Genomic DNA, 22,756 nt, shown 5'->3' on the forward strand with positions numbered 1-22,756 from the left:
TCTCGCACAAGGAATGTCAACAAAATGACACAACAAGGAACATTTAAAGTGTCTATGATATCATCGCTGAAACAAGGTCAAATTATTGACTGAAAGAGAAAAGGAAGTCCTCCTGTAGTAGCCACTGCCCTTGCAAAATTCTTTCATTTGGAGCGATCCATTCGAAGGAAGGGATGCGTTTTACCCAGCGTAGTCCGCTGCCGTCTGGTTCAGACGACCGAATAGAACGCCTGGTGTGCAATGAGGGATGTTTGTATGCGAGAGAAGTCGTCAGTTGTCAGCTTGTTTTTGACCCGAGCAGGGTTTGTCGAGTTTTTTGTGGTTTTCGTCAAGCTGGTCCACGGTCTGACGGCCATTTTCCCACCGCTGGTCCTGGCGCTTTTCCTCGACCCGATGGACCCTGAAATGCGTTCGCACTTTCTGGGCTTGCTGCTGTTTTTTGCGGTATTGACCATCATTCTGTTCCAGGCCCTGGGCATTTATTCCGAGGAACTGTTCAGTAATCGCTTGCGCCTGCGCACCAATATCGTGGCCTGGTCCTCCGCATTCTGCATCCTGTTGTTCATGTACCAGATCCTGCAGGTATTTCCGCAATTGAACCCGCGCAACCTGGTGGTGTGGTATATCGCCAGCTTGACGATGTTCTGTGCCGAACGCCTGGTGATGCTACGCCTGTACCGCAAACTCATGCGCAAGGGCAAATACCTGCAACGCACAGTGATCCTGGGTTTCACTGACACCGCCGTGCATGTCGCCGACCACTTGCAACGCAACGGCGACATTCGCTCCGGGCTTATCGGCTTTATTGACGACCGCACCGAGCGTATTCCCAAGGAACTGAGCAGCCTGCCGCTGTTGGGCAATACCCGCGACCTGGAAAAACTGATCCGCGCCGAACAGGTCAACCAAGTGATGATCTGCCTGCCCTGGGCTGCCGAGCAACGCATTCACGGCCTGGTCAATCGCCTGCGGCAAATGTCGGTGAACGTGATGCTGGTGCCCGACATGGCTGCCCTGCGCTACGGCCATAGCCGGATCACAGACGTGGGCGGCATCCTGATGTTCAATACCTCGCAGTTGCCGCTGCGCGGTTGGTCGCCGTTTATCAAGCGTTGCGAAGACCTGCTCCTGGCGAGCATCACCCTGGTGCTGGTGTCACCGGTGATGCTGGTCACGGCCATTGCGATCAAGCTCGACTCCAAGGGCCCGGTGCTGTTTCGCCAGAACCGCTACGGCTATAACGACAACGAAATTCGCGTGTTCAAGTTCCGCTCGATGTACACCGACCAGAGCGACTTTACCGCCGAACGCCAGACCACTCGTGAAGACCCGCGCATTACCCGGGTTGGCCGCATCATCCGCAAGACCAGCATCGATGAGCTGCCGCAGTTGTTCAACGTGCTGCAGGGCAACATGTCGATGGTCGGCCCGCGCCCTCATGCCACCGCCACCAAAGCCGCCGGTATTCCGTTCGAAGTGGCTGTGAGCGAATACAGCTCGCGCCACCGGGTCAAGCCCGGCATCACCGGTTGGGCGCAGATCAACGGCTACCGGGGTGAAACTGACACCCTGTTCAAAATCCAGAAACGCGTCGAATACGACCTGGAGTACATCTCCAAATGGTCCGTGTGGTTCGATTTGTACATCGTCTTCATGACGGTCCCAGCCGTCCTTTCCACCAAGGAAGTCTATTGATGAATACACTCAACGGATTAATCCCCTGCATTATTTCCGGTGGGTCAGGCACGCGGCTGTGGCCGGTGTCCCGGCAGAACATGCCCAAGCCATTCATGCGTATGCGTGACGGCCAGAGTCTGCTGCAGAAAACCTTTCAACGTGCCGCGCGCCTGCCCGGCGTGGAAAGTGTGCTGACCGTCACTAATCGCGACTTGCTGTTTCGCACCCTGGATGACTACCGCGGAGTCAACCAGGCCAGGCTGCCTTTGGACCTGTTGCTGGAGCCGTTCGGTCGCAATACCGCAGCGGCCATTGCGGTGGCGGCACTGCATGTGCAGGAGCATTTCGGTGGCGACGCCCAGTTGTTGGTGATGCCAGCCGACCATCTGGTGCTGAATGAAACCGCGTTCGCCGACGCCGTGACCCAGGCACGCGAGTTGGCCGAAGCCGGCTACCTGGTGACCTTCGGGATTCAACCCGATCACCCGGAAACAGGCTTCGGCTATATCGAAAAAGGTGACGCCCTGAGCCTGGGTAACCGGGTCAAGCGTTTCGTCGAAAAACCCGACCTGGCCACGGCCCAAGCCTACCTCGACGGCGGCAAGCACTTGTGGAATGCCGGCATGTTCTGCTTCAAGGCCGGTACTCTGGTGGACGAGCTGGCGACCCATGCTCCCGACGTACTGGGGGCCGCTCGTGCAGCCCTCGAGCAGAGCCAGCTCCTGCAAAACAGCACCTCGCGCCAGCGTGAACTGGGCAGCGAGGCCTTCGGCACCGCGCCAGACCTTTCCATCGACGTGGCGTTGATGGAGAAGTCCACGCAAGTGGCCGTGGTGCCGTGCGACATCGGCTGGAGTGACATCGGTTCCTGGGAAGCCCTGCGCCAGCTCACGCCCAGCGATGCCCAGGGCAACCAGGTCAATGGCGAAGCCATCTTGCATGACGTGCACAACTGCTATATCGACTCGCCCAAACGCGTACTCGGTGCCGTCGGCGTGCGAGACCTGATCATCGTCGATACCCCCGATGCCCTGCTGATCGCCGACGCCAACCGCAGCCAGGACGTGCGCTACATCGTCGCCGAACTCAAGCGCCAGAACCATCCGGCGTTCAGCCTGCACCGCACCGTCACCCGGCCGTGGGGAACCTACACCGTGCTGGAGGAAAGCAGCCGGTTCAAGATCAAGCGCATCGTGGTCAAGCCCCAGGCATCGCTGTCGCTGCAAATGCATCACCACCGCAGCGAACACTGGGTAGTGGTCAGCGGTGCCGCGCAGATCACCAATGGCGAGCGCGAATTTTTGATCAACGCCAACGAATCGACCTACATCCCGGCTGGGCACAAGCACCGCTTGACCAACCCCGGCATCATCGACCTGGTGATGATCGAAGTGCAGAGCGGCGAATACCTGGGCGAGGACGACATCGTACGCTTCGATGACATCTATGGGCGCGCGCCCGCAGAGAAGAAATGACATGCGCACCTCGCTGATCATTCCAACCCGCAACGCGTCCAGTCATTTGACGCGACTGCTGCCCGCGCTGCAGATGCAGACTCTGCAACCGGACGAGATGCTGGTAGTCGACAGCGCGTCCAGCGATGACACCGTGGCGCGCTTTCGCGAATTTGGCGCGCGGGTCGAGGTTATCGACGCACGCGACTTCAACCACGGTGGCACACGGCGCTGGGCCAGTGAACACACGAGCGGTGACGCACTGATCGTGATGACTCAGGACGCAATCCCGGCTGACCCAGAGACCTTCGCCAACCTGCTCGAAGAATTGCAACAAGACCCACTCAACGGCGTGGCCTACGGCCGGCAATTGCCGCACCCTGGCGCTGGCGTGCTGGGAGCCCAGTCACGCCACTTCAATTACCCGGCCCAGAGCCGCACCAAGAGCCTTGCCGACGCTGCGCAGTTGGGGATTAAAACCTGCTTCAGCTCCGACTCGTTTTCAGTCTACCGGCGCAGCGCCCTGCAGGCCGTGGGTGGCTTCCCCGCCGATGTGATCGGCAGTGAGGATGCCTACGTCGCGGCGCGCATGCTGCTTGATGGCTACAAGGTGCGCTACGCCGCCACGGCGCGGGTGTACCACTCCCACGATTACCGACTCATGGATGAGTTTCACCGCTACTTCGACATTGGCGTGTTCTACGGTCGCGAGCCGTGGATTCGCCAAGCCTTTGGCGATGCCGGCGGTGAAGGTAAACGCTATGTACAGGCTGAACTCGCAGCGTTGCGCGCAGCCGGTGCATTGCACCGCGTACCCGAAGTACTGGTGCGCAGCGCGTTCAAATTGCTCGGCTATCGGCTGGGCCATCTGGAACGCCGCCTACCCCTCGCCCTAAAGCGGCGCATCAGCATGTTTCCCGGTTATTGGAGGTGAGCATCATGACCTACAGGAAGTCCCCCTTGATGAAAAGAACTATGCTCGTCCTGGCCATGATGGCACTGGCCGCCTGCAATACCCCTGCACGTATCGTCCCCCCCGACGGCAAGACGGTCGAGGACGGCAAGCGCGCCCTCGACCAGCTTGCGCAGCTGCCGCCGGCGGTAGAGCGTATCCGCATCGGCGATCAGTTGCGCATTGTGCGCGATGCCGGTGAGATGCCAACGCTGTCGGCGTTCAACGTCAGCACCATCTATGAGCTGACGCTGTACACCGTGCAAACCGATGGCAAGATCAACTACCCGTTCTTGGGCCCGATCCAGGTAGCCCGTCGCACGCCAGCCGAGGTGGCGAACGAGCTGAGCAACAAGCTTGCGCCGGTGTATCGCGAGCCACGGGTGACGGTGAACATCAACCAGGCACCGGGCAACTCGATCATCGTCGGCGGTGCGGTAAACAACCCGACCACGGTGCCGATCGCCTCGGCCAACACCCTGGAACAAGCCATCGTCGGCGCCGGCGGGGTGAACCCGGCGGGCAACGCCAGCATGGTCGCACTGTTGCGCGAAGATACCCAAGGCACCTACCGCGCTTACTTCCTGGACTTCAGCCAATACCTCAAGACCGGCCCCAACGGGCGTAAACAAGTGCCGCTGCAGCGGGGAGATGTGGTGTTCGTGCCCAAATCCAACGTGGGCGAGCGCATCCAGGGCGTAGATACCTACTTGAACCAGTTGATCCCATTCACCAAGTCGATCGGGGTTGGCTACAACTACACCCGAACCAGCGGCGGCAGTAACTAAAGGAGCGACATCCCATGATCGAGATCCGTTCTTTTCGCGATCTTCTGCGCTTGTTCTTCATCTTCCGGCACGAGTTCAAGCTGGCGGCCATCGCGGCGCTGGTGATCATTCTGCTGGGGGCCTTTTTACTACCAGCCAAATACGAGTCCACCGCACGCTTGCTGGTCAAGCCGGGGCGCGATTCGACGCTGCCCATTGAGATCAGCAACCGCCAGGCGCTGGTCATGCCGAGCACTCAACGCGACCCGATTGTCGATGAGGAACGCCTGCTGACCGGTCGCCCTATCGTGCGGGCGGTGGCCGAGCATTACCTGGAAGTCATCGACAAAATGCCGCCACCGGAAGGCCTCTGGAAGCGCACCAAGTACTACGTCAAAAGTGGTATCGGCGCAGTGTTCGACGGTGTGCGCGTGGTGCTGGAAACCGTGGGCATCATTGAACAGACCACACCCGTGGAGCGCCTGGCCGCCAGCCTGGAGAAAAACTTCGACGTCAGCCACGCGGCCGGTTCCACCGTCATGGACATCAGCTTCAAGTGGAGCGACCCGGAAATCGCCCAGGCGGTGGTCAAAAGCTGGGTCGAGACCTACATCAACGAACGCACCCAGGCCCTGGGACGCAAGAGCCTGTATGCCTTCTATGAAGGCCAGGTAGCCAACAGCGCTACCGAAATCAAGAGCTACAAGGAGCAGATTCTTGCCCACTTGAACCAGATCGGCGCGGCAAGCATCACCGATCGCCTGGAGGATTTGTCCGAGCGCATCAACGTGCTGCGTGGCGAAACCTTCAATACCACGCGCTTGATTGCCTCGTCCGACAGCGCCCTGGAGAGCACCCGCACTCAGCTCAAGACCCAACCCAAGGAAGTGACCACGGTACGCCAGATTGCGCTGAACCCGCAGCAGCAGGACTTGCGTCGCCTGCTCAACCAGAAGTTGCTGGAAAAGGCCGACATGATGCGCACCTACACCGACAATGCGCCGCCGGTCAAAGCCCTGGATGCGTCGATCCGCGCCATGCAGGCCCAGGTCGCGAATGAAAGCAACACCGTGCAAAGCTCGGAAAACCGTGCGCCGAACACCCTGGAGATCCACTTGCAGCGCGTGCTGCTCGATGAGTCCAGCAACAACTCGGCACTGCGTACACAACTGGTGCAACAGCAGAAACAACTGGTGAACCTCGAGGCGCAACGCAAGGAAGCCCTGGAGATTGAACCGGAGCTGGCGCGCCTGTCCCGTGAACTGAGTGCCACCGAGCGTAACTATGCGCTGTATGTCGATAACCTGGAAAAATCGCGCATCGACCGTGAGCTGGATAACAGCCAGATCAGCAATATCGCGGTGATCGAGGAGGCCACCCTGAACCCTGGCCGAATCTTCCCTAAAACCCTGTTGATGCTGTTGTTGGCGATCCCGTTTTCCATCGTGGTCGGCTTGCTGGTGATCTACCTGTGCTACCTGCTCGACCAGCGCATCCATGACGGTGGCTTGGTGGAACGCAAGTTCGGCCTGCCGCTGTGGACCACCCTGCCAGAACTGGATACCAGTACCGCACAAGGCACCAACGCATTCAACGCGAGCATCTACCGGCTCTACGGTCTGCTGCAGTTGGACCGTATCACTGAACGCGGCCTGACCCTCGGGTTGACCTCCGCGCGCCATGGTGAAGGGGTGACGTTCGTAGTGGAACAGTTGCGCCAGTTGCTTCAGGAAAACGGCATTACTGTGCGTGTCGGCGGTGCGGCCCCGGCGGCGCCGGGCGAAGTGGTACTGCTGGATGCCTCGGCGCTGCTGGACAACCGCGATGCCTTCGTCAATCTGCGTCGCGCCGACCTGATCGCCCTGGTGGTGGAGGCGCAGAAAAGCACGGTCCCGGTGGTGGAGCATGCGCTGTCGATCCTCAATACCGCATTCGGCAAAGTGGACGGCATCATCATCAACCGGCGTAAATTCGAAGTGCCGGCCAAGGTGCTGCAGACCATCGCCAAATATCGGGGGGCGTTCTGATGCGCATCGCCCTGCTCGCGCCTTTGCCGCCGGAAAAAAATGGGATCGCCGACTACGCGAACCATTTCAAGACGGCACTGGAGCAGCTGGGCGTGACGGTGGCGACACCGTTGAGCGGCGTCGAGGGCACCAGCATCGCGATCAAACAGGCCATCGGTGCATTCGACTGGCAGAGCGTGGACCTGGTCCACGCCGAGCTGGGCGGCGGCCGGCTGGGGGAGTTCCTGGCGTTGCGCGAGTTGCGCAAGGCCTATCCCAACCTGCCGCTGACGGCCACCGTGCATGACCCCGAGCGCATGGTATGGCGGCGCGAGCAACTGCCCTTCCCGCTCAATCTGTTGGAGCGCTTGCCCAGCCCGTTGCCGCAAGCGGCGGTGGTGCTGGCAGACCCGCTGACCCTGCGTGAAGAGCGGCAGGTGGCCCGCGGCCTCACAAGACTGATCACCCTCACCCGCCTGGGCGCCGATTGCCTCAGCCAACGCATGCAATTGCCCGCAGGCAAAGTGGCGGTGATCAACCATGCCAACCTGGCGATTGCGGCGGTGGCGCTGCCGCCCCTGGATACGCTGCACCTGCTGTATTTCGGCTTTATCTACCGGGGCAAAGGCATTGAAGACCTGTTACAGGCCCTGGCCGCAGTTTTCCAGCAAGCCCCCCAATTGCGTGACCGTGTGCGCCTGACCCTGGCCGGTGGCACTGCCGCCGAAATGGCGTTTGGGGCTGGCGGCAATTACCTTGAACAATTGAACCGCCAGATAGCCGACCTTGGCCTGTCTGGCTCCATCGACTGGCGGCTGAACCTGCCGGCCAGCGAGATTGCGCAGACGATACAGGCGCACCACGTGATGGTGCTGCCGTATCGCGAATCGAAAAAACTCGGCCTGCTGGGTCGCCAGCGCGGCACCAGCGGCGCGTTGTCCTGGGCCGCCGCGTGCGGGCGCGGGGCGATTACTTCGGATGCACGGGCATTTGCCGAAGAGGTTGCCAGCGGGAACGGCGCAATCTATCCCCAAGGCGACGTCGCCGCGTTGAGCGCGCAACTACTGCGCCTGGCGCAGACCCCGACGCTGGCCAGGGACTGGGCCGAACGCGCCGCGCACATTGGCGGCCAACGCCTGTGGCCACTGACCGCACGGCAGTTCAAGCAGCTTTTTGAGCAAGCGATTGCGGGGGCCCCTTATGGTGCGTAAACGTACGTACTTGGCCACGCTTGCACTGGTGGCGGTCATGGGCGTTACCGTCTTTATCTGGGGGCGCCCGGCCGATGCCGAGAGCCATGTGCTCAAGGGCAACAAGGTGCTGGTGTGGAAGGATTTCCTGGGAGTGAACGCGCAGTTCCTGTGGTTCAGCCCCCAGCGTTACCAGATGCAGATCGACCGTCTCAAGGACCTGGGCTTGCAGTGGGTACGCCTGGACCTGCATTGGGATCGGTTGGAGCCGGTGGCTGATCAGTACCAGGTGGCCACGCTGGACGAACTGGTGGCCAAGTTGCAGGACAACCAGCTCAAGTCGGTCTTCTACCTGGTGGGTTCGGCGCCCTTCATCACCACCGCGCCCGTGGGTGCACCGTATCAGGACCAGTACCCGCCCAAGGACCCGAATGTGTTCGCGATCCGCATGGCGCTGTTGGCCCAACGTTATCCCAGCGTTGATGCCTGGCAGGTGTGGAATGAACCGAATCTGCTCGGCTTCTGGCGCCCCGTGGCCGACCCGGCCGGCTACGCCGCCCTGCTGAAAAGCAGCGCAGCGGCCCTGCGTGCGGTCAACCCGAATAAACCAGTGGTGGCGGCTGGCCTGGCGTTTTTCAGCGAGATGCCCAACGGCCAGACCATGCTCGGCGCCTTCGATGCCCTCGGCGTGCCCAGCCTGAACACCGTGATGTCCTATCACCCTTACACCCAGTTGCCCGAAGGAAACGACCCCGCCAACCTGGACTTCGTCGCCAAGACAACTGCGCTCAACCAAAAACTGCGCAGCAATGGCGTCAAGACGCTGTGGAGCACCGAATGGGGCTGGTCAGCGTACACGGGGCCCAAGGAAGTCCAGGACATCATTACCCTGCAAGGCCAGGCCGACTATGTGCTCCGCCGCCTGGCCCTGATGAGCGCGATGGATTTCGACAAGATCTTCCTGTTCACCTTGAGCGACCTCGACCAGCGCGCCAGCGTGCGCGACCGTGCCTACGGCTTGCTCGACCTCGATGCCAAGCCAAAACCGGTCTATACCGCACTGAAGCATTTTCTCGACGTCAGCGGACCGCAATTGACGCCTGGCGACCCACCCGCCGCCGATCAACTGCCCGAGGGCCTGTTCAGCATCGGATGGACCCGCGCCGATGGTCGCAAGCTGTGGTTCTTCTGGTCGGCAAAAGGCGGTAATGCGCACCTGCCGGACCTCGCCAACGCCACCCTGTATGACCCGCTGCGCGGCACGCAAACCCCAGTGAGCGGCACCAACGGCTTGACCGTTGCGGTCAAGCCGAACCTGCAAATTCTGTTATGGGATTGAAACCCGTCATGCGCATTTTATGGATCCTGCCCTACTCACCCTGGCCCGCCACCAGCGGCGGCAAGACGCGTCAGTTCCACCTGCTGCGCAGCCTGGCGGCCCGGGGGCATCGGATCACCTTGCTCCTGCATGACAAACACCCGGTATCGCTGACCGATCGCCAGGTACTGGAAGCCTTTCTCGAGCAATTGATCATCTTGCCCCGCCGCCCACTGCGCAGCGTGAAGACCCTGGTGGCCGGACTCTTTGCACCCTACCCCTTGCTGGCCAGCGTGAATGGGCTGTCGGGGGCGTTGCAGGACCGATTCAACCAACTGCTCAATGAGCACTGGGATGTGGTGCAAATAGAACACAGCTACAGCTTCCAGCCGTATGAAGACGCCCTGGTGCGCAAACCCCAGCCCTTCGTGCTCACCGAACACAACGTGGAATCGGCCCTGGGCGCGGCCACCTATGACCGCCTGCCGAGCTGGGCGCTGCCGTTCATTCGCTACGATCAATGGCGCTATATGCGCTGGGAACGCCGGGTAATGCGCCAGGCTACCCAGGTAGTAGCAGTAACCGACAGCGATGCACAGGTGATGCAAGGCATCGCCGGCAAACCGGTGCCGGTGGTGGTCAATGGCGTGGACTGCGACCACTTTGCCGCCGCACACCCAGATCCATCGACACGCCGTGTACTGTTTCTCGGGAACTATGAGTACGCGCCCAATGTGGATGCGATCGAGTGGGCCCTGGATGAAATCCTGCCCAAAGTCTGGGAGCGCTGCCCGGATGCGCGCATGAGCGTGTGCGGTTTCGGCATGCCCGACAGCTGGCGCGAGCGCTGGCAGGACCCCCGCATCGAGTGGCAAGGCTTCGTGCCGAACCTGCTGAGCCTGCAATCGAGTTGTTCAGTGTTCCTGGCACCGTTACGCCATGGCGGCGGCTCCAAGCTCAAAGTGCTGGAAGCGCTGGCGGCCGGGCTGCCCCTGGCCAGCACCGAGCAGGGCGTGTCGGGCTTGGACCTGGTCGACGGCTTGGACTACCTCGCAGGGCAGACCGCCGCTGAACTGGCGAATGCTGTAGTACGCCTGCTGCAATTCCCCGCGGCCGCAGCGCCCATGGGCGAAGCCGGGCGCGCCTATGTGCGGCGAGCCCATGACTGGAGCGTGGCCGCCAGCCAATTGGAGCAGGTGTACGCCAGCCTGTCGCCGCTCACTCAAAAGGAGCCTGTATGCGTGTAGGCCTGGATTACCGCACCGTCGGCACCTCGCCGCAATCGGGTATCAGCCGCCAGGTGTATGCCCTGGAAAGCGCCTTGCGTGCCTTGCCGGGTATCGAATTGGAACGGTTTACCGTGGCCCCGCTGGGCGACCAGACACGCTTGCAGGCCCACTGCCCGACCTGGGGTTGCGCGAAGACGGCGATGCATCAGCCACAGAATCGCCTGCGTTTCGAAGCCGGCTTTTTACCCCGGGCCCTGCGCGAACAACAGATTGACCTGTACATCAGCACCTTCAATATGGGCTTGCCATTACCACCCAAGCCCAAGGGGCTGCGCACTGTGGTACTGCTGCACGACCTGTTCCAGATCACCTTGGACAACTACCACGCCAATCGCCTCAAGGCCCTGGTCTACAAGACCAGCGACCGGCTGTCGATTGCCTATGCGGTGCGCAGCGCCGACCGCGTGTGGACACCCTCCCAATACAGTGCCGATGAAACCGTACGCCTGTTTCCCCAGGCGGCGGGCAAGGTGCGTGTGCTGCCTAATCAGGTGGATGGGTTCAATGAGCCGGCAGCAGACCTGTCTGATCGCCACTTACCCGAAGCCTTCTGGCTACTGGTGGGCACTCGCGAGTTGCGCAAGAACGTACCCTTTCTGGTGAAGGCCTGGCAGCAGGCGCGGCAGCAATCACCCGCTGTACCGGAATTGGTGCTGGTGGGCAGCCTTGAGCATTTGCCCGAAGCACAGCGCGGGCTACCGGGAATTCGCGCACTCAGTGGTGTCACCGATGCCCAACTGCAGGCGTTGTACCGCCAGGCGTCCCGTGTATGGCAGCCCTCCTACGCGGAAGGGTTTGGTTTACCGGTGATTGAAGCGCTGAGCGTCGGCACACCTGTGGCCGTGGCCAGCGGTACCTCGCTGGATGAAATCACCCCGCCGTCGGCGCCGCGGTTTTCCCCGACCGATGGCCCGGCGTTGGTGCAACTGATGCTGAGCCTGGGCGAGCGCAGCGACGAGTCTTCTGCAGAACAACGCAAGCAATGGGCCGAACGCTACAACCCAAACGCCTATCGTCGGCGCCTGGCCGAACTGATCGAGGAACTGAAATGAGACTCTCCCTGGCAAGCCTCGTCGCCATCCTCTTCGGCGTGCTGTTTGGTGCAGCCGCCCTGGCGCTGTCACCGGCCAAGGCCTTTCTCGCTGTGATGGGTGTTGCGGCAGCCGTGACCATCCTGCGCTTTCCCTTCTGGGGCTTGTTGCTGTTTGCCTTGGTCGCGACCTTCATGCCCTACTCCACCCTCAACCTGGGCATCCGCAGCACGGTAAGCGAAGCCATCCTGGCGCTGACCTGGGGCGCCGTGCTGTGGCACAGCTTCCTGTCACGCCTGCCCGATGCACCGCGCCTGGCACGCCGGCCCACCGACCAGATGCTGCTGTGGCTGATGCTGTTCAGCGTGTTCCCGTTTATCGTTGGCCAGGTGAGCATCCACGCCGAAAGCAGCGGCGTAGCCAACTGGCTGCGCTGGTTGTTGAACCTGTCGGGGGTGTTCCTGGCCGCCAAGCTGCTGGTGGACTATAAACGCCGCGAAAGCCTGGTGATCGCCTTGCTGCTGGGCACTCTGGCGATGCTGGTGATGTCGATCGCCGTGTTCGTGCGCACGCGCTCCGGGGCAGGGATTGCGCCGATTCTCGCCCTTCTCAACTACGGCAACTTCGACATGTTGAAATTCGGCCTGGAAGCCATGTCGTCGCGCATGGGTTCACCGTGGATGCACCCGAACGCCATCGGCGGGATCATGGCGCTGTTGCTGCCCCTGGCGTTCTGTTACGGCATGACCGAACAAGGTTTCAAACGTGCGCTGGGCCTTGGCGTGGCGTGCCTGGGAGCGGCGGCGTTGCTGTTGGCCAGCAGCCGTGGCGCGATGGTCAGCCTGGCGCTGGTATTGATGTGGATGGCCACCCGTCGCGTGCCTTACACCGGACGCTTGTTGATGATCGGCGCGGCGTTGACCGTGGCCTTGGTAATGGCCTATCCACCGCTGCAGGAACGCTTGGCGACGATCTTTTCGTCGAGCAACGCCAGCACCGAAGTTCGTTTTGATGAATACCGCATGTTCCCCCAGGCCATGGTGGCGTATCCGTTCGGCATTGGCTTCAAGGTTGACCCTCCGGTACCGGGCACACACTTGCTGGGGATCTCCAACCTGTGGCTGAACTTTATCTACAAGACCGGCATCGTCGGCATGCTGCTCTTTATAGCCGTTACGGTGCGTTGGTGGCGTGAAGCCAGGCCGGAAAAAGGCCCGATCCGCCTGACCAAGGACAATGCCCTGTGGCTGGGCAGCACGGCAGGAATTCTGTCGGCGCTGGTCAGTGGGTTATTTGACCACTACTTCAGTTTTGCCGTCGTGATGGTCGCGCTGTTCTGGCTGATGGTTGGGATCAATGTGCTGGAAGCACGGCGCTTGTTCCCAGCGCGCCTGCCACAGGTCAAGACTGTGGTTTTTCGCAAGCCGCTGCTTGATGGCGCACGCCCCTGATGCTCGGTTCTGCAGTATGGCTGACCCTGGCGACCCTGCTCGGCCTGTGCCTGGGGTTCGCACGCGAATGGTTACTGGTGGCGGCCTGGAGCGCGGGGGAGCGCAGTGATGCGTTCTTGATCGCGCTGTTCTTGCCCGAGGCGCTGCGAATGTCGCTGGCCGGTGGCGTGTTGAGCGCCGCCGCGTTGCCGCTCTACTTGCAGCGCAAGGACAGCGAGCGCCTCGATTGGCTGGCCGTGTTGTTCCCGGCATTGCTGTTGGTTGCCCTGCTGGTCAGTCTGCTGCTGATGCTGTCAGCCCCCTGGCTGGTGCAGGTACTGGGCCCAGGGCTGGCGACCAGTGCCACCGCCCTGGCCGCCAGCAATTTGCAGGTCGTGGCCTGGTGCGTGCCAGGCTTGATGCTGCATGCACTGTTCAGTATTCCCTTGCAGGCCAGCGAGCGTTTTGTGCTGGCAGGGCTTGGCTCGTTGTTGTTCAACCTGCCGCCGGTGGCCTATCTCGCTTTGGCCGGCACGGCCAGTCAACCCCATAGCCTCGCCTTGGCCTGTCTCGCCGGTAGCCTGTTGATGCCTTTGGCGTTGTTGCCGTCGATTTGGCGTCAGGGCTGGCGGCCGTGGCGCATGCAGCTGGCGGTTGCCCCCCTGCGGGAGTTGGGCCAGCGTATAGGCCCGCTGTTACTGAGCAACGGCGCCAGCCAGGGCTTGGCTTTGATAGAACGCCTGGTGGCGTCGCTGCTGGGGGAAGGCGCGGTGACCTGGGTCAACCTGGCCCGCAAGCTGATGAACCTGCCGCTGATTGCGCTGATGAGCCTCAACCAGGTGCTGCTGGGCATGATGAGCCGCCGCCAGGGCGATGAACGCCTGGCCCTGCTCAAGCGCGGCCTGGAAACCGCCAGTGTGCTGACGCTGCCGGCCGGCGTCGGCCTGGTGGCGGCGGCGCCCAGTCTGGTGGCGTTGCTGCTGCCCAAGCAATCGGTTGATTCGCCTCTGCCACTGTTACTGGCATGGTTTGCCGTGCCCTTGGTGTTTGGCGCATGGAACGCCCTGCTGGCGCGCTATGCGTATGCCGCGGGCGATACGCGCCAGCCGCTGCGTTGTGAATTATTGGGCAGCCTGGTCAACGTGCTGTTGCTCTGCGCACTGCCGTTTGCATTTGGCCTGGCCGGTATTCCGTTGGCGGCGTTGGCTGGGGTGATCTGCACCGCACTGCTGCTGATGCAGCGCCAGGGGCTGCTCACGGCACTGCCTTGGGCGCGGCACTGGCTGCTCGGCACGTTGATGCTGGGGCTGGCGGCGCTGGTGTTGTTTGGGTTGCAAGACGTATGGCTGCAATTGGGGTTGAGTACCCTGGCAGGTGCTTTGGTGTTGCTGGGCATGGGGCTGTGGCTTAGGCCGTGGCGCAAGGCGTGAATGATCGTTCGGGAAGACTTAGATGAAACATCGCTGGATTCAAATGGATATCGCCAAGGGCATTGGTATCCTGATTATTGTGTATGGTCACAGTTGGTTCGTCGCCACCTCGCTGGACTTGATGTACCCGATCCTGGCGTCGTTCGTGCTGCCGTTGTTCTTTTTCCTGTCAGGGGTGTTCTTCAGGCCCGAGCAACCGTTCGTGGAGATGGCGGTGCGCAAGGCCGATGGCCTGCTCAAGCCGTTTTTTTTCACCATGCTGCTGTACGTGATCGTACGTGACGTACTGCGGGGGCAACCGCTGCTGCCGGATATAGGCGGCGTGCTGTATGCCTCGGTGGACACTATCCCATGGCAAGCGCTGTGGTTCTTGCCACACTTCTGGGTGGCGATTCTATTCAGCTGGCTGATGCTGCGGCTGATCCAGCGCTTGAAGCTGCCCCTGTTGGCCGCCTGCATGCTGATCGGCGTGCAACTGTTGCTAGGCATCTGGACGCTGCAATGGTTCTGGCAGATACCGGTGAGCGTCGGTGACCACACCTGGACGTTGCCCGGCCTGCCCTTCAGCCTCGACGTCACGCTGATCAGCAGCACCTACTTCATCTATGGCTACCTGCTGCGCGATTGGCTGCGCCGGCATGAAGGTTCGTTGCTGACCCTGTTGATCTCGGTGGTGCTGTTCGCCGCCGTGTTCATTTACAGCCACGACACCATGGACTTGGCCCAGCGACGCTACGACCACTGGCTGTGGACCAGCCTGCTGGCAGTGATCGGCGTGTACATTTGCTGGGCGCTGGCGCGGGTGTTGATGGTGTCGGCGCTGCTCACCCGAGTGATGACCTATATCGGCCAGTCCACCCTGATTCTGTTGATCTTCCATGGCGAAATCCAGCACAAGACGTTTGACCTGATGGAGCGCCTGGGCCTGCATCCGTTCATGGCGGCATGTGTAGGTCTGGTGGTGGCACTGTTGGTGCCGTTGCTGATCGGGGAAGTGATCAAGCGGGTGGCGTTCTTGCGATTTTTCTATTTTCCGTTTCCGGTGCGCAAAGCGCCTAAACCGTAAAAGCACTACAGGACTAATGGGGAAGCGGGCTTGCTTGCCACAACAAGCCAGCTCCCACATGGGTCATGTAGTTAATCATCAAGTTGCTGAGGCGCCGACTTGCTGATGGGTTTGCCAGGTTTGGCCCCCTTGGCCGGCGCAGCAGGTGCGGCAGGCTCAGGTTCTGCCACGGCAGCTGCTTCTTTTTCTGCCATCGGCATCTGGTCGATGGCGCTGAAGAATTCCTTCAGGTCGAGGCTGTCCGGCGGCACGGTTTTCTCGAGTTTTTTCTCGCCGTCCTTGCCGACCAGAATCACTTTGGTGCCGCTGCCGACGCCGAGCTTGAGGGCACGGATCAGTGCGTTGGTTTCAGGCGGCGTGAGCTTTTTGCTGTCTTTGGGATCCTTGGCGAACTTCTCCCCTTCGGCACCAATGCTGCCGAACTTCACGGTGTAGAACACCATGCTGCGCTCTTCGAAGGCCTGCTTGGTGGCAGCCTCTTCCAGTTGTTTCTTCAGCGTTGCCAGTGTCGGGTTTCCAGCATCAAGCTCCACGACCACCAGGGGGCGCGTCTTGCCCAATTCCTGCTTGAGCGGATTATCATCAGCGGCCAACAAAGGCCCCGTAAAAGCCATCAAGGTAGCCAGGGTCAGCGACCGGATGAGCATGCGCACCTCCTTTGAATTCCATGCAGGGTTCTTGAGTTTCATGTCTGCGACAGCCAAATTCAAGGATGATTCCTACACCACTTTGAGAAGCGTAGGTCAGGAAGCCCGCTACGCAAGGGCTTGGACAGTGGCCTGGTCATTGTTTCTTCCGGTTACGAGACCTTCCACTGCGGCCAATGCCGGGCAAAAACGGGGGCCACGACAGGGTCAGCGTCTACCCGCTCCAGGCTCTGCGCAAAGCCCGGCGCCAGGTTGCCGAGCACCTCGCGCGCGTCGTCCCAACGCGACACCGCTGCCGCCATGATGCCCAGTGCATTCGGCGCGTTGCTCGGGGTAAACAGCTGGCCGGCAAACTGATCGGCAAACACGACCCAAGCCTGGTGCAGGTAGCGCCGTGTGCCGCTGACCAGTTGCGCTTGCTGCGCCTCATCGGCATTGCCCAACCAGCGTTGCGGGTAATCGATGATACCGATCGCCGAATAGCAGTTGGCGGCGATATACAGCAAGCCACGCAGGATCTGCGCACGATCGCCAGCCAGCAACTCGGCCTTGGGATACTCCAGGCCCAGGTGGATCAGGATCGCGGCGCTTTCGGTCAGTACCTGGCCATTTGGAGTGACCAGGGTGGGGATCTGCTTGAGTGGATTGATTCGTGCAAGCGCGTCGCTACCCTCGCCGTCCTGCCAGGAACTGGCCTGCACGCGATGCCACGGCACTGCGCAGCGTTGCAGGGCAATTTCGATCATGCAGGAGCCGGATTCGTCGGTGCCATAAAGGGTGTACATGGGCGTTTCCTCCTGAGCGATGGGCAATATCGAGCCTGTGGTCGGGTACCTAGAATAGCCCCATCTGCCCGCCTACCAGGGTACCGAAATCGTCATTCACGAACGGCAGGATTGCGTCAGCCACGGGCTGCAATTGGCGCGTGACGTAGTGGTCGTAGTCGATGGGTGCCCGCCGCACTTCCAGCGGTTCCGGGCCGTTGACACTGATCACGTAGCTGATCCAGCCACCCCGCTGGTACTGACGCGGGCGGCCCAGGCGATCGTTGTACTCGTCTGCCAGGCGCGCGGCGCGTACGTGGGGCGGGACGTTGCGTTCGTAGTCGTGCAAGGGCCGGCGCAGGCGTTTGCGGTAGATCAAAAACTCATCGAATTCGCCGCTCAAGGTACGCCGCACATAGTCGCGTATGTAGTCTTGATGGGGTTGGCGATGGAAGATGCGTTGGTAGAGTTCCTGCTGGAATTGCCGGGCCAGGGGCGACCAGTCGCTGCGCACGGTTTCCAGGCCTTTGTAGACCATTTCTTCGCTGCCATCTTCGCGCACGACCAGGCCGGCATAGCGCTTTTTGCTGCCCTCCTCGGCGCCACGAATGGTCGGCATCAGGAAGCGACTGAAGTGGGTTTCGTATTGCAGTTCCAGGGCGCTTTGCAGGCCGTACTCGTTGCTCAGGTGCGCGCGCCACCAGTCGTTGACGTGCTGCACCAGCGCCAGGCCGATGCGATTGGCGTCCTGCGCAGAGTGCGCGCTGCCCAGCCAGACGAAGGTGGAGTCGGTGTCGCCGTAAATCACCTCGTACCCTTGGGCCTCAACCAGGGCGCGGGTCTGGCGCATGATCTGATGCCCACGCAGGGTAATCGAGGACGCCAGCCGGGTGTCGAAGAACCGGCAGCCGCTGGAGCCGAGCACACCGTAAAAGGCGTTCATGATGATCTTCAGTGCCTGGGACAACGGCGCATTGCGCTCGCGCTTGGCCTCTTCGCGGCCTTCGGACACCCGCGTGACGATGGACGGCAGGCAATGCCGGGTGCGGGAGAAGCGCGCTCCGCGAAAGCCTTCCACCGAATCGCTGTCGTCGGGATGCTTGAGGCCTTCGATCAAGCCCACCGGGTCGATGAGGAAGCTGCGGATGATCGACGGGTAAAGGCTTTTGTAGTCCAGCACCAGCACCGACTCATAGAGGCCTGGACGCGAGTCCATGACAAAACCGCCGGGGCTGGCTTGGGGCGGTTTGTCGCCCAGGTTCGGTGCTACAAAACCCTGGCGGTGCATCAACGGCATGTACAGGTGGGTGAAGGCGGCCACGGAGCCGCCGTTACGGTCGGCCGGCAACCCGGTGACGCTGGCACGTTCCAGCAGGAACTTGAGCAGCTCGGTCTTCTCGAAAATCCGCGTGACCAGTTCGCAGTCCTTGAGGTTGTAGCGCGCGAGGGCAGGCTTGTCCTCGGCAAACATGCGGTTGATTTCGTCCATGCGCTGGTACGGCGTGGAGATGTCCTTGCCTTCGCCGAGCAGGGTTTGTGCAACGTTTTCCAGGCTGAAGGATTCAAAACTCCAAGTGGCCGAACGCAGCGCTTCGATACCGTCGATGATCAGTCTTCCTGCCGCCGCCGCAAAGTAGTGATTGCGGCTACCGTGTTCGCGCCAGGCCATTGATTCCCCGCCACGTCCCAGCAACAGCGGCACGTTCAGGCGTTGGGCGTGTTCGTGGAGTACGCGCAGGTCGAACTGCACCACGTTCCAGCCGATGATCGCGTCGGGGTCAAAAGTGGCCAGCCATTGGTTGAGGTGTTCGATCAGTTGAGCGCGGGTGTCGCAATAGTCGAGCTTGAAATCCACGGCTTCGGTTTTGTTCGGCGGGCCGAGCATGTACACCTGGCGTTCGCCACAGCCTTCAAGAGCGATGGAGTAGAGATCGCCCTGGGCGGTGGTCTCGATGTCCAGGGACACCAGCTTCAAGGGAGGACGGTAGTCGGGGGCGGGCTTCATTTGCGCGTCGAGCAAGGTGCCGCTTGCATCAGCGGTGCCACCGAACCAGACAGGAGCGGTGATAAAACGCTCCATCATGTAGCGCTCCGGAGGGCGCACGTCACCTTCGTAGACATCGACCCCGGCAGCGCGCAGGCGCTTCTCGATGTCCATCAACTGGCGGTGCTGGCGGGCGTAGAGGCCCAGAACCGGGCGGTGATGAAAGTCGCATAGCTGCAAGGGGCGCAACTCGAGATCGCGCTCCCCCTTGAGCAGCCAATCGAGTGGCTTGCGATGGGCCTCTGGGATGAAAACCACCGAGGTCTGCACGGGTAGGCGAATGCACCTTGGCCCTTGGTCGGTGGCTAGCCAGAAGCTGACCTCCGTACCCGCCGGGGTATCGCGCCAATGCCGGGTCAGGACAAAACCCTGCTGTAGATCCACCGTACCGCACCTCAGGAATCGCTTTCAGGGCGTGATTCTACTCGGCATCCGTGCAAACGCCACCACCGACCGCTATGTGCATGAAGGCCAGCAAATCAAGAAAAGGCATCGAGCTGAACGTGCTTTGTGAGCCCGTCAGCGGCCTGTCTGCCTAGGGGAGTGAAGACTGCCCTCCGGTGTGCGCCATCACTTTGTTGGGGGCTTGCTCAGATAATTTTCGATATTGCCCATTTGCTCATCCCAGCCACGGGAGTTCATTTTGAAGGCTTTCTGACGCCGCGCTTCGGGCACCTTGTCAAAACCGGACTCAACGACCCGCAACAGAATGCCTGGAGCGCGATCTTCAATCGTGAACTCCACCAGCGTCGGCTCCTCTTTGTCGTAGTCGACGCCATCTTCCACTGCAAAAGGATGCCACCAGAAGGAAAACAGCGTTTGGGGCAGGATACGTTCGATCCGGGCCTTCCATACGACATGTTCATAACCTGGATAGGTAATCGGCGCTTCGATGGTTTCCCCAGCCACAAAAGTTTTACCCTTAAGCGCGATACCGAACCAGTGTCCAAATTGCTCGGCCTGCGTGAGAGCCTCCCAGACCTGTTTACGTGACGCATTGAGCAGGACTTTACGTTCGATGCGATCTAATACGTGCATAAGTCACCTCCTTCATTGAACAGTAGGCGACATCAATCAATGCGCAACCTTGCGTTGTGCGCGATGATGATGACCCCCTCCTTGCCTGGCCATAGGTTATGACTGACCCACTGAATGGAAGTTGCTTGTGCAAAGGCGTGCGCTACCAAGTGGACAGCCTGGACATGCCCATCAGCCACTGCCACTGCGAAAGCTGCCGCAAGGCACACGCGGCAGCATTTGTTGCCACGGCCGGGGTGATGCGTGAGCATTTTCGCTGGACGCAGGGTGAAGAGCTGCTGTCGTCATTTGAATCTTCACCGGGCAAACTCAGACATTTCTGCTCGCGCTGCGGCTCACATCTGATCGCTGAACGTGGGCATCAGCCTCACGTGATCGTGCGGGTGGCGACGCTGGATGATGATCCGCGCGTCAGGCCCACCTCGCATATCTGGACGGCCCATGAAGTGCCCTGGCTGGCCTATGATGGCGTAGCACGCTGGGATGAGTGGGAGGTTTGAGTCAAACCCTTGGATCGCCGGGCGCCTTGGCCGGCGCTGCATATTGCGGCTTGAGATGGCCTTCCTGGTCGAGCAGCCAGGCATCCATGATCTGTCGCACCACAGGCCCGGCTACACGGCCGCCGGCCTCACCGTTTTCGATCATGACTGAAATCACGATTTTCGGATGTTCGGCCGGCGCAAAGCCGACGAACAAGGCGTTATCGCGATGCCGCTCCAACGTCTTGTTGCGGTTGTAGCGCTCACCCTGCTTGATCGCCACCACCTGGGCGGTACCACTCTTGCCGGCGATGCGGTATTGCGCGCCTTGCGCTGCCGCTCGGGCGATACCGCGGGGATCGTGCATCACTAATTGCATGCCATGGTTGACCTGTTCCCAGTCACGCGGGTCCTTGAGGATCACGTTGGGCATTGGATGCTCATCCACCGGTGGCACACTATTGATTGTCTTGGCCAGGTGCGGTCGGTTCCATACGCCTTTGTTGGCGATCAATGCAGTGGCCTGGGCCAATTGCAGAGGTGTTACTTGCATGTAGCCTTGGCCAATGCCGAGGATCACGGTTTCGCCTGGGAACCACGGCTGGCGTCGGGTTGCACGCTTCCAGGCCTGGGATGGCATTAAGCCGGCAGACTCTTCGAACATATCCAGGGACACTTTCTGACCCAGGCCGAACTCGGCCAGATAGTCGTGCAGGCGATCGATCCCGAGCTTATGGGCCAGATCGTAGAAGTAAGTGTCGTTGGAACGCATGATGGCCGCGTCCATGTCCACCCAGCCGTCACCACTGTGGTTCCAGTTTCGGTATTTATGGTCAAAGTCTGGCAACTGATAGTAACCCGGGTCGAACACTCGGGTTTGTGGAGTAACAACGCCACTGTCAAGACCGGCGATGGCCACTTCCGGCTTGATGGTTGAGCCCGGCGCATAAAGCCCGCGTAACACGCGGTTGAACAGCGGTCGGTCAATGGAGTCGTGTAGCGCAGCGTACTCCTTGAAGCTAATGCCTGTGACAAACAGGTTCGGATCGAAACTCGGTTTACTGACCATAGCCAGTACTTCACCGGTCTGCGGGTCCAGGGCGACCACCGAACCACGACGGTCACCCAAGGCCTCTTCGGCAGCTTCCTGTAGCTTGACGTCAAGGCTCAGGACGATGTTTTTGCCAGGGATCGGATCGGTGTGCTTGAGCACGCGCAGCACACGGCCCTGTGCGTTGGTCTCTACCTCTTCATAACCGACATGGCCATGCAGTTCAGACTCGTAAAAACGCTCGATTCCGGTTTTGCCGATAGATTGGGTACCGCGGTACTCCACCGAATCAAGGGTCTTGGATTCCTTTTCGTTAATACGACCGACGTAGCCAATGGAATGGGCAAAGTGCGCGCCCAGGGGGTAGTGGCGAACGAATTGTGGTTCCACGTCCACCCCAGGTAGACGGAACTCGTTGACGGCCAAAACGGCGATCTGCTCTTCGGTCAACTCGTAGAACAACGTGACGGGAACAAACGGGTGGCGGGCCTGCTTGAGCGCCTTATCAAACACCGCACGGTCTTCGGCTGGCAGATGCAGCAGATTGACGATTTCGTCCAGTTCACCCTTGAGGTCGGCTGTGCGCTCACGGGTGATGGTCAAGTTGTAACTCGGGCGGTTGTCGGCCAGGACTACACCATTACGGTCATAGATCAAGCCGCGAGTCGGTGTGATGGGCAGTACGTGGACCCGGTTGTTTTCCGAAATTGTTGAGTGGTAGTCGTACTGCACGACTTGCAAAAAATACATACGCCCCACCAAGGCGCACGTGATCCCAATTACCAGCAATGCGCAGGCAAACAAACGTTTGTTGACCAAACGGTTTTCTTTTTCGTGATCTTTGATAGGTATTGGTTCAGGCATTTCTACAGCATCTCGTTGGAAAAGGTCGACGCCACATCCTGCGGATAAAGATCAATCCTTGTGAAAATGTGCTGCACCATAGCAAAAATGCAGAAACACTTTGTATCGAATTCCCTCAACGGCAGCTTATTTAATGTTGCTGAAAGCGCCGGAATTTTCGAGCGCCCAAAACAAAACCCCAACTGCTTTCGCAATTGGGGTTTCGGAATTTAATCTTGACGATGACCTACTCTCACATGGGGAAACCCCACACTACCAT

The 22,756-nt window shown here is 60.5% G+C and carries 18 protein-coding genes; 13 read left to right on the top strand and 5 right to left on the bottom strand.

From position 1 onward, the window contains the following. The first annotated feature begins 255 nt into the window (after window positions 1–255). From OC445_RS20570 to OC445_RS20625, 12 genes are read left to right on the top strand one after another with little or no spacing between them, the layout of a single operon-like run. Window positions 256–1,695 (top strand): undecaprenyl-phosphate glucose phosphotransferase, encoded by a 1,440-nt coding sequence (locus OC445_RS20570; protein ID WP_034125832.1) that lies wholly within the window; start codon window positions 256–258, stop codon window positions 1,693–1,695. Then, entirely contained in the window at window positions 1,695–3,152 is a 1,458-nt protein-coding gene (locus OC445_RS20575) for a mannose-1-phosphate guanylyltransferase/mannose-6-phosphate isomerase (protein ID WP_262020320.1), read from the top strand. The genes OC445_RS20570 and OC445_RS20575 overlap by 1 nt, the downstream gene beginning before the upstream one ends. Before the next feature lies 1 nt (window position 3,153). Continuing rightward, a complete protein-coding gene (locus tag OC445_RS20580) occupies window positions 3,154–4,065 on the top strand; it encodes a glycosyltransferase family 2 protein (protein WP_054898216.1) in 912 nt (303 codons plus the stop codon). Between the two features lie 29 nt (window positions 4,066–4,094). Then, window positions 4,095–4,871: a polysaccharide biosynthesis/export family protein gene (locus OC445_RS20585; RefSeq protein ID WP_034125835.1), complete on the top strand. Its 777-nt coding sequence runs from the start codon at window positions 4,095–4,097 to the stop codon at window positions 4,869–4,871. 14 nt (window positions 4,872–4,885) lie between these two features. Beyond that, the gene (locus tag OC445_RS20590) at window positions 4,886–6,877 is read left to right on the top strand and encodes a GumC family protein (protein ID WP_034125836.1); all 1,992 of its coding nucleotides are present in this window, start codon (window positions 4,886–4,888) and stop codon (window positions 6,875–6,877) included. Beyond that, window positions 6,877–8,067 carry a glycosyltransferase gene (locus tag OC445_RS20595; protein ID WP_054898214.1) on the top strand — a complete coding sequence of 397 codons (1,191 nt, stop codon included), beginning with the start codon at window positions 6,877–6,879 and terminating at the stop codon, window positions 8,065–8,067. Before OC445_RS20590 ends, OC445_RS20595 begins: the two co-directional genes overlap by 1 nt. Further along, window positions 8,057–9,385: a cellulase family glycosylhydrolase gene (locus OC445_RS20600; RefSeq protein WP_262020321.1), complete on the top strand. Its 1,329-nt coding sequence runs from the start codon at window positions 8,057–8,059 to the stop codon at window positions 9,383–9,385. Before OC445_RS20595 ends, OC445_RS20600 begins: the two co-directional genes overlap by 11 nt. An 8-nt stretch (window positions 9,386–9,393) precedes the next feature. Then, window positions 9,394–10,611, top strand: coding sequence for a glycosyltransferase family 4 protein (locus OC445_RS20605; protein WP_198791566.1), 1,218 nt, complete (start codon window positions 9,394–9,396; stop codon window positions 10,609–10,611). Further along, a complete protein-coding gene (locus OC445_RS20610; RefSeq protein ID WP_197883595.1) occupies window positions 10,602–11,705 on the top strand; it encodes a glycosyltransferase family 4 protein in 1,104 nt (367 codons plus the stop codon). Before OC445_RS20605 ends, OC445_RS20610 begins: the two co-directional genes overlap by 10 nt. Next, complete coding sequence (locus tag OC445_RS20615; RefSeq protein ID WP_054898211.1) at window positions 11,702–13,135, top strand: O-antigen ligase family protein; 1,434 nt, start codon at window positions 11,702–11,704, stop codon at window positions 13,133–13,135. The genes OC445_RS20610 and OC445_RS20615 overlap by 4 nt, the downstream gene beginning before the upstream one ends. Then, the gene (locus OC445_RS20620) at window positions 13,135–14,544 is read left to right on the top strand and encodes a lipid II flippase MurJ (RefSeq protein ID WP_054898210.1); all 1,410 of its coding nucleotides are present in this window, start codon (window positions 13,135–13,137) and stop codon (window positions 14,542–14,544) included. Before OC445_RS20615 ends, OC445_RS20620 begins: the two co-directional genes overlap by 1 nt. Window positions 14,545–14,566: 22 nt before the next feature. Then, window positions 14,567–15,610: an acyltransferase family protein gene (locus OC445_RS20625; RefSeq protein ID WP_181125381.1), complete on the top strand. Its 1,044-nt coding sequence runs from the start codon at window positions 14,567–14,569 to the stop codon at window positions 15,608–15,610. A gap of 71 nt (window positions 15,611–15,681) precedes the next feature. On the opposite strand, the gene OC445_RS20630 is transcribed toward OC445_RS20625, so the two are convergent. From OC445_RS20630 to OC445_RS20645, 4 genes are all read right to left on the bottom strand, one after another. Then, window positions 15,682–16,257: a DUF4174 domain-containing protein gene (locus OC445_RS20630; protein WP_198791588.1), complete on the bottom strand. Its 576-nt coding sequence runs from the start codon at window positions 16,255–16,257 to the stop codon at window positions 15,682–15,684. Window positions 16,258–16,409: 152 nt separating this feature from the next. Then, complete coding sequence (locus tag OC445_RS20635; protein WP_054898208.1) at window positions 16,410–17,042, bottom strand: glutathione S-transferase family protein; 633 nt, start codon at window positions 17,040–17,042, stop codon at window positions 16,410–16,412. Window positions 17,043–17,091: 49 nt separating this feature from the next. Continuing rightward, window positions 17,092–19,449: a DNA polymerase II gene (locus tag OC445_RS20640; protein ID WP_034125845.1), complete on the bottom strand. Its 2,358-nt coding sequence runs from the start codon at window positions 19,447–19,449 to the stop codon at window positions 17,092–17,094. 186 nt (window positions 19,450–19,635) lie between these two features. Next, window positions 19,636–20,103, bottom strand: coding sequence for an SRPBCC family protein (locus OC445_RS20645; RefSeq protein WP_262020322.1), 468 nt, complete (start codon window positions 20,101–20,103; stop codon window positions 19,636–19,638). 98 nt (window positions 20,104–20,201) lie between these two features. On the opposite strand from OC445_RS20645, the gene OC445_RS20650 reads away from it, so the two are divergent. Next, entirely contained in the window at window positions 20,202–20,603 is a 402-nt protein-coding gene (locus OC445_RS20650) for a GFA family protein (RefSeq protein WP_198791565.1), read from the top strand. A 1-nt stretch (window position 20,604) separates the two neighbouring features. On the opposite strand, the gene mrdA is transcribed toward OC445_RS20650, so the two are convergent. Continuing rightward, window positions 20,605–22,497: a penicillin-binding protein 2 gene (mrdA, locus tag OC445_RS20655; RefSeq protein WP_262020323.1), complete on the bottom strand. Its 1,893-nt coding sequence runs from the start codon at window positions 22,495–22,497 to the stop codon at window positions 20,605–20,607. Window positions 22,498–22,756 lie beyond the last annotated feature (259 nt).

The sequence above is a fragment of the Pseudomonas sp. Pse35 genome (assembly GCF_024519715.1).
Classification (GTDB): Bacteria; Pseudomonadota; Gammaproteobacteria; order Pseudomonadales; family Pseudomonadaceae; genus Aquipseudomonas; species Aquipseudomonas paracarnis.